Genomic DNA, 8272 nt, shown 5'->3' on the forward strand with positions numbered 1-8272 from the left:
GCACCGGCGTCCTCGCCGCCCGCCTGGTCGCCCGCGCCGCCGGCCTCCTCGCCCGCGCCGCCGCCGAGGGTGGCGCCGACAGCCTCCAGGGCCGTGGTGACCGGCTGGAAGAAGGTCTCGCCGCCGACCGCGCAGTCGCCGCTGCCACCGGAGGTCAGGCCGATCGCGAGGCCGTCCTGGGTGAAGAGGGAGCCGCCGCTGTCGCCCGGTTCGGCGCAGACGTCGGTCTGTATGAGGCCGGTGACGGTGCCCTCCGGGTAGTTGACGGTGGCGTCCAGGCCGAGGACCTGGCCGTCGGCCAGTCCGGTCGTACTGCCCATACGGAAGACCTGCTGCCCGACCGTCGCCTCCGAGGCCTGGCTGATCTGGACGGTCTGGTCCCCGAGGTTGACCTCGCTCGGTGCCTCGGTGGCGGGGTCGTCGTACTTGACGAGCGCGAAGTCGCCCTCGCCGGGGAAGACCGCCTGGTCGACGGTGGCGATCGGCTGCCCGTCCTGCGCGTCGGACCACTGGTCGTCCGCGACGCCGCAGTGACCGGCCGTCAGGAAGGCGGGCGAGCCGTCGCCCGCGGTGACGTTGAAGCCCAGGGAACAGCGCGCGCCGCCGCCGAAGATGGCGTCACCGCCCGACGCGAAGGTCTTGAAGGTGCCCTCGGACTTCTTGATGGTCGCCATGCCGGAGCCGAGGCTCTCGACGGTGGACTCCAGCCGGTCCCAGTCGGCGCCGGTGACGGTGCTGTCGGCGGTCACCAGGATCTTGTTGGTGCGGGGGTCGATCGCCCACGAGGTGCCCGGGATGGTCGCCTCGGACTTCAGCGTCTGCGCGCCGGTCCGCAGCTCGCCCATGCTGTTGTCGACCTCGCGGACGTCCGCGCCCGCCTTCTTCGCCTGCACGATGACCTGGTTGTTGTCGCCGGGTACGACGTTGACGACGAGCTGCTGCTCGCCGGCGTCGTAGTACGACCCGGCGAAGGAGTCGCCGAGCAGGCCGGCGAGCTGCGAGGCGAGATCCGACGCGTCCCCCGCCTTCAGGGTCCTCGGCGCCGCCGCGGCGTCGTCCGAGGACCCGCCGTCCTGCGAGGCGTTGGCGTTCGGCAGCAGGATGGCGGCCGCGCCGAGCGCCACCACACCGCCTGCCGCCATCGCGGCCCTGCGCTTCGGAATTCGCTTGTGACTCAACCTTCTCGACCTCCTGGGACGGGGTCCGTGCCGCCGGTCCGGCGGCTGTTGGGGGGCGCCTGGATGGCTGTTGGTACGCACGGGCCGGACAGGCCGTTCAATCGCGCCGGATCCGCACTCTCCGCATTCGCGCCGCAACGTTCCGTTCCGATCACGGAGCGGAATCCATGCTTCAGCGAATCTGCACATCGAATGCTCAACCCGGTCATCCTCGTTGGGGGATCTGCACAAATCCGAAGCGCTCCGCACGTCTTTGGGGCGGGTGTGCCGGATTCGCCTCCGTACGGGCAAGGGGTCGCACGGGACGATGTCGTGGCGCATGTGAAGAAGTCGCCGCGAAGGCGTGCGCGCACCTGCACGGTTGGACGCCCAGGCGTTGCAAGTGCCCTGGTGGGGCGGGGTGATTGATTGGAAGCGCGGACCGGCCGCGTGCTTTGATCCATCGCACCGCGGGGGCCGCGGAGGGCTCCGGAAGGGGCGCCCGGCGCCCGCGGTCGCGGCCGTCATCTGTCCCCAGAGGGGGCCGCTCCCCCCTTGTGAAATGGCTATACGAAGGGAAGTTCCATCATGAACTCCACCCCCCAGGTTGAGACCGTCGAGATCTCGGACGCCGACCTCGACAACGTCTCCGGCGGCCTGAACGTCAACGCCGTCGGCACCGTCACCGGCCTGGTGGACGGCATCGCCCCGGTCTCCGGCCTGCTCAACACAGCCGTCGGCACCGTCGAGGGTGTCACCGGCCTGAACACCGCCCCGGTCACGGGCCTGGTCGCCGGTCTCTGATCGCGCCCATGTGTCGCTGAGTCCCGGAGCCCTCCAGGCTCCGGGGCTTTTCGGCCGTTCTTCCGCGGCTTCTCCTGCGCCGCTCCTTCTCTGCGGCTTCTTGTCCGCGGCTTCTTGTCCGCGGCTTCTCCGGAAACTCTGGGATACGTCCGACGTGCAGTTCCGCCAACAGGCCCTCGCAAAACTCCAGTCACCGGAGGAGCTCGACCTTCCGGTGCGTTTCGCCCGCCCGCAGGGCTGGCTGGTGCTCGCCGTGACCGTCGTCGCGATGGCGGCCGCGTCGGTGTGGGCGGTAAGCGGCTCGGTGACCTCCACGGTCGGCGCGCCGGCCATCCTCACCCACGGACAGGGCAGTTACCTCCTCCAGAGCCCCGTCTCCGGCCAGGTCACCGCCGTCCTCGCACGCCAGGGCGAGCGGCTCGCCGCCGACTCCCCCGTGCTGAAGGTGCGTACGAGCGAGGGCGAGACCGTGGTCCGCACGGTCGACGCCGGCCGGGTCAGCGCGCTCGCCGCCACCGTCGGGCAGATCATCCAGACCGGTGCGAACGTCGCCTCCGTGGAGAAGGTCGCCCGCGCGGGCGACCCGCTCTACGCCACCGTCTACGTCCCCGCCGAGAAGGCCGCCGCCATCCCCGCGCACGCCTCCGTCGACCTGACCGTCCAGTCGGTGCCGACGCAGCAGTACGGCGTACTGCGCGGGGAGGTGAAGTCGGTCGACCGCTCGGTGCAGTCGGCGCAGACGATCTCCGCGTTCCTCGGCGACAGCCAGCTCGGCGAGCAGTTCACCAAGGAGGGCAGGCCGGTGGCCGTGACGGTCCGGCTGGACACCTCGAAGTCCACCAGGAGCGGCTACGAGTGGTCGTCCGCGGACGGACCGCCGTTCGGTCTGACCTCCATGACCATGGCCACCGGCTCCATCCGGCTGGCCGATCAGCGTCCCGTCGATTGGCTGCTGCCGTGAGCACCGCACAGGAGACCCGGGGCAGACGCCGCGCCGCCCCGCCGAAGCGCACGGTGCCCAGGAGCCGGGCGAAGACCGTCCGTACCCCCACCGTCCTCCAGATGGAGGCCGTGGAGTGCGGCGCCGCCTCGCTCGCCATGGTGCTCGGCCACTACGGCCGGCACGTCCCGCTGGAGGAACTGCGCATCGCCTGCGGTGTCTCCCGGGACGGCTCGCGCGCCAGCAACCTGCTGAAGGCGGCACGCGGCTACGGCTTCACCGCCAAGGGCATGCAGATGGACCTGGCCGCCCTCGCCGAGGTGACCGCACCGGCCATCCTGTTCTGGGAGTTCAACCACTACGTCGTCTACGACGGTGTGGGGCGCCGATTCGGCCGCCGCGGGGTGTTCATCAACGACCCCGGCAAGGGCCGCCGCTTCGTGTCCCTGGAGGACTTCGACGGGTCCTTCACCGGGGTCGTGCTGACCATGGAACCCGGCGACGGCTTCACCCGGGGCGGCCGCAGACCGGGAGTGCTGGGCGCGATGCCGGCCCGGCTGCGCGGCACCGCGGGCACGCTGCCGGCCGCCGTGCTGGCGAGCCTGCTGCTGGTGGCGGTCGGTGCGGCGGTGCCGGCGCTGAGCCGCACCTATATCGACATGTTCCTGATCGGCGGACAGACCTCGCTGCTGGGCGTGCTGTTCGCGTCGATGGGCGCCTGCGTGCTGCTCACGATCGTGCTGACCTGGCTCCAGCAGGCCAACCTGCTGCACGGCCGCATCATCTCCTCCACCCTCTCCAGCGCCCGCTTCCTGCGCCACCTGCTGCGCCTGCCGGTGACCTTCTTCTCCCAGCGCAGCCCGGCCGACCTCGTACAACGCCTCCAGTCCAACGACGCCGTCGCCGAGACGCTGGCCCGCGACCTCGCCGCGGCGGGCGTCGACGCCGTCGTCGTCGTCCTGTACGCCGTACTGCTGTACACGTACGACCCCCAGCTGACCTTCGTCGGCATCGGTGTGGCGCTGCTCAACATCCTCGCGATGCGCGTCGTCATCCGGCTGCGCGCGACCCGTACGGCGAAGCTGCGGGCGGACACGGCGCGGCTGACCAACACCGCGTACACCGGCCTCCAGCTGATCGAGACGATGAAGGCGACCGGTGGAGAGGACGGCTACTTCCGCAAGTGGGCGGGGCAGCACGCCACCACCCTGGAGGAGCAGCAGCGGCTCGGGGTGCCGAGCGCCTGGCTGGGCGTGGTCGCGCCGACCCTCGCGACGCTCAACAGCGGGCTGATCCTGTGGATCGGCGGCATGCGGGCCGTCGAGGGACACATCTCGGTCGGCCTGCTCGTCGCCTTCCAGGCGCTGGTGGTCCGTTTCACGGCCCCGCTGACCCGGCTGAACGGCGTCGCGGGCCGCATCCAGGACTTCGCCGCCGACGTGGCCCGGCTGAAGGACGTGGAGAACTTCCGCGCCGACCCGCTCTACGACCGCCCCGGCGGCATCGACTCCACCCGCCGGCTGCACGGCCACGTGGAGTTGCAGAACGTCTCCTTCGGCTACAACCCGCTCGACAAGCCCCTGCTCACCGGCTTCGACCTGACCGTCGGGCCGGGGCAGCAGGTGGCCCTGGTCGGCGGCTCGGGCAGCGGCAAATCCACCGTGTCCCGGCTGATCTCGGGGCTGTACGCCCCGTGGGACGGCGTGATCCGCATCGACGGGCAGCGGCTGGAGGACATCCCGCGCGGGGCGCTGGCGTCCTCCGTCTCCTTCGTCGACCAGGACGTGTTCCTCTTCGAGGGTTCCGTGCGCGACAACGTGGCGCTGTGGGACCCGTCGGTCCCGGACGACGCGGTGGTGGACGCCCTGCGGGACGCCGCGCTGTACGACGTGGTGATGCGCCGCCCGGGCGGCATCCGCAGCAGCGTCGAGCAGGACGGCCGGAACTTCTCCGGCGGGCAGCGCCAGCGCCTGGAGATCGCGCGGGCCCTGGTTCGCCGGCCCAGCATCCTCGTCCTCGACGAGGTGACCAGCGCCCTGGACGCGGAGACCGAGCTGGTGGTCATGGACAACCTGCGCCGGCGCGGCTGTGCCTGCGTGGTGATCGCGCACCGGCTCAGCACCGTGCGGGACAGCGACGAGATCGTCGTACTCCAGCACGGCACCGTCGTGGAGCGCGGGCGGCACGAGGAACTGGTCGCGCACGGTGGCGCGTACGCGGCGCTGGTCAGGGAGCGGTGAGATGAGAACCGTGCACGAGGGACAGGGCGACCTCGTCCTCGGGGCGCTCGGCTCGCTGGGCACCCGCGTCGACTGCGCCGGATTCAACCGCCTGGACCTGGAGGGTCCGCAGGTGCTGTGGCTGGTGGCGTCCGGCGCGGTCGACCTGTTCGCGGTGGACGCCGGGGAACAGGGCCACTGGCACCACCTGGGCCGCCTGGAGGCGGGGTCGGTGCTGCTCGGGCCGGTCGCCGGACCCCAGCACACGCTGGTCGCGCGTCCGCTGCGGGACTGCGTGGTGCACCGCGTCGGACTGCGCGAGCTGTACCAGCCGGCGAGCACCCAGACCTGGTCGTACGACGAGTACGGCAACCCCCAGTACGTACCGCCGACGACGAGCCCGCTGGAGTACGCCCTGGCCCTGGGGGTGGGCCGCAGCCTGACCGTCCTCTTCCAGGCGCCGCTGGCCACCGAGCGGGCCGTGGCGCCCACCGACGACGACGTGTTCTGGATGCAGGTGCCGCCCGGCAGCGTGCAGTACGGGGCGCTGTACGGCGACGAGGCGGCCGCCGACCTGCTGATGGACCCCGCGCTGTGGCAGAGCATGGTCGACCAGCAGTACCGCCTGCTGACCACGCTGGACCGCTGGATCGAGCAGCTGGAGCGCACGCACGAGACCCGTACGGCGGCCGGTATCAAGGCCGGTGAGGCGGTGCGCGCCCAGGCCGACCGGACGCTGCTGGCCTCCATCGGCAAGCGGTCCGGGCAGCGCACCACGGCCGCCGACGCGGACGCGACGTACGCGGCGTGCGTGCTGGTCGCCCGCGCCGCCGGGATTCCGCTCGCGGAGCCCGCGCAGAACGGCACGGAGAGCGACCGGCTCGACCCGGTGGAGCGGGTCGCCGTCGCCTCGCGCGTGCGCACCCGCACCGTGCGGCTGGACGGCCGCTGGTGGCGGGACGACGTCGGTCCGCTGATCGGTCACCGCGCCCTGTCGGGAGCGCCGGTGGCGCTGCTGTGGCGGCGCGGCGGCTATGTGGCCGTCCATCCCGCGACCGGCCGCGAGACTCCGGTCGAGAAGGCGAACGCCGAGGAGTTCGAGCCGCGTGCGGTGATGTTCTACCGGCCGCTGCCCGAGCACCGGCTCAGCCCGTTGCGGCTGCTGCGGTTCTGCATGCGGGGCACGCGCGGTGATCTGACCGGTCTGCTGCTCGCCGGACTGGTGACGGTGGCGCTCGGGGCGCTGGTGCCGATCGCGACCGGCAAGGTGCTCGGCGAGTTCGTGCCGAAGGCGCAGACCGGGTTGATCGTGCAGGTCTGTCTCGCGGTGATGCTGAGCAGCGTCGTCGCGGCGGCCTTCATGCTGATGCAGAACCTCACCATCCTGCGGCTGGAAGGACGTGTGGAGGCGACCCTCCAGCCCGCGGTGTGGGACCGGCTGCTGCGGCTGCCGACGAAGTTCTTCACGGAGCGCTCCACCGGTGAGCTGGCCAGCGCGGCCATGGGCATCAGCGCGATCCGCAGACTGCTGGCGGGCGTCGGTCCGACGGTGGCCCAGTCGGTGACCGTCGGGGCGATGAACCTGGCGCTGCTGCTCTGGTACAGCGTGCCGATGGCGCTCGCGGCGATCGGCATGCTGGTGGTCGTGGCCGCCGTGTTCCTGGGGCTCGGGCTGTGGCAGGTGCGCTGGCAGCGGCGGCTGGTCAAGCTCACCAACAAACTGAACAACCAGGCGTTCCAGACCCTGCGCGGGCTGCCCAAACTGCGCGTCGCGGCGGCCGAGAACTACGCGTACGCGGCATGGGCGGAGCAGTTCGCGCGCAGTCGTGAGCTCCAGCAGCAGGCGGGGCGCATCAAGAACCTGAACGCGGTGCTCGGCGCGGTGTACCTGCCGCTGTGCACGCTGCTGATGTTCATGCTGCTGGCGGGTCCAGCGCGGGGTTCGATGTCGGCGGCCGAGTTCCTCACCTTCAACGCGGCGGTGACGATGCTCCTGACCTCGGTCACCCAGCTGACGGGCGCGTTCGTGTCGGCGGTGGCCGCGCTGCCGCTGTTCGAGGAGATCAGGCCGGTGCTGGACGCCACGCCCGAGGTGCGTACGGGGAGCACCCGGCCGGGGCCGCTGTCCGGGGCGATCGAGGCGCGGCGGCTGTCGTTCCGGTACACCGACGACGGACCGCTGGTCCTGGACGACGTGTCCTTCGGCATCCGGCCGGGTGAGTTCGTGGCGGTCGTCGGCCCCAGCGGCTGCGGCAAGTCGACGCTGCTGCGGCTGCTCATCGGCTTCGACCGGCCGTTGTCGGGCAGCGTCCTGTACGACGGGCAGGACCTGGCCGCGCTCGACCAGTCGGCGGTGCGCCGGCAGTGCGGGGTGGTGCTCCAGCACGCGCAGCCGTTCACCGGCTCGATCCTGGACGTCATCTGCGGCACCGAGCCGTACACGCCGGAGGAGGCGATGGCGGCGGCCGAGATGGCGGGGCTCGCGGAGGACATCAAGCGGATGCCGATGGGCCTGCACACGATCGTCTCCGGCAGCGGGGCGGTCTCCGGGGGCCAGCGGCAGCGGCTGATGATCGCGCAGGCGCTGATCCGCCGACCGCGCATCCTCTTCTTCGACGAGGCGACCAGTGCCCTGGACAACGAGACGCAGCGCACCGTGATCGAGTCCACCAAGGCCCTCAACGCCACCCGGATCGTCATCGCCCACCGTCTGTCGACGGTGCTGGACGCCGACCGCGTGATCGTGATGGAGGACGGCAAGGTCGCCCAGCAGGGTCCGCCCGCCGAGCTGCTCGCGGACACCGGCGGCCGGCTGCACGAACTGGTGCGGCGGCAGCTGACCTGACGGGGACGGGCGGCGGCGACCGGGCCGGGCGGCTGTACGGCTGGGCGGGGCCCGGACGGCGGGCGGCCCGCGCTCCGGACCGTCCGGTTTCCGGCCGTACCGCCCCGGTGACCGTCTGACCGGCGTCAAAATGGGTACCTGCGCCTTCATGCGTATCAGCGTGGTGGATGTGGGGTCGAACACCGTCCGGCTCATGGTGGCGGACGCGGAGGGCGGGGTGCCGCTGCCGGTCCACACCGCGAAGTGGCGGCTGCGGCTGTCCGAGCAGGTCAAGCCGGGTGGTCCGGTCCCCGAGGAGGCCGTGGAG

Annotated in this window: 5 protein-coding genes and 1 pseudogene; 5 read left to right on the forward strand and 1 reads right to left on the reverse strand. The window is 71.7% G+C overall.

The window, feature by feature from the left end; all coding sequences use genetic code 11:
- Positions 1-1178: S1 family peptidase (locus tag EBH09_RS03180; RefSeq protein ID WP_153182598.1), on the reverse strand; the 1178-nt coding region annotated here is incomplete at its 3' end.
- Between the two features lie 567 nt (positions 1179-1745).
- On the opposite strand from EBH09_RS03180, the gene EBH09_RS03185 reads away from it, so the two are divergent.
- The 5 genes and pseudogenes from EBH09_RS03185 to EBH09_RS03205 all read left to right on the forward strand — a co-directional run.
- Positions 1746-1961: a hypothetical protein gene (locus EBH09_RS03185; protein WP_003978108.1), complete on the forward strand. Its 216-nt coding sequence runs from the start codon at positions 1746-1748 to the stop codon at positions 1959-1961.
- 154 nt (positions 1962-2115) lie between these two features.
- Positions 2116-2922: an HlyD family efflux transporter periplasmic adaptor subunit gene (locus tag EBH09_RS03190; RefSeq protein ID WP_121745482.1), complete on the forward strand. Its 807-nt coding sequence runs from the start codon at positions 2116-2118 to the stop codon at positions 2920-2922.
- Entirely contained in the window at positions 2919-5141 is a 2223-nt protein-coding gene (locus EBH09_RS03195; RefSeq protein ID WP_121745483.1) for an NHLP family bacteriocin export ABC transporter peptidase/permease/ATPase subunit, read from the forward strand. The genes EBH09_RS03190 and EBH09_RS03195 overlap by 4 nt, the downstream gene beginning before the upstream one ends.
- A 1-nt stretch (position 5142) precedes the next feature.
- On the forward strand, positions 5143-7965 hold the full coding sequence (locus EBH09_RS03200) for an NHLP bacteriocin export ABC transporter permease/ATPase subunit (protein ID WP_121745484.1): 2823 nt from the start codon (positions 5143-5145) through the stop codon (positions 7963-7965).
- Positions 7966-8113: 148 nt separating this feature from the next.
- Positions 8114-8272, forward strand: a pseudogene (locus EBH09_RS03205) (Ppx/GppA family phosphatase); the annotation flags it as partial.

The sequence above is a fragment of the Streptomyces sp. E2N166 genome, assembly GCF_003671715.1.
In the GTDB taxonomy this organism is placed as follows: domain Bacteria; phylum Actinomycetota; class Actinomycetes; order Streptomycetales; family Streptomycetaceae; genus Streptomyces; species Streptomyces thinghirensis.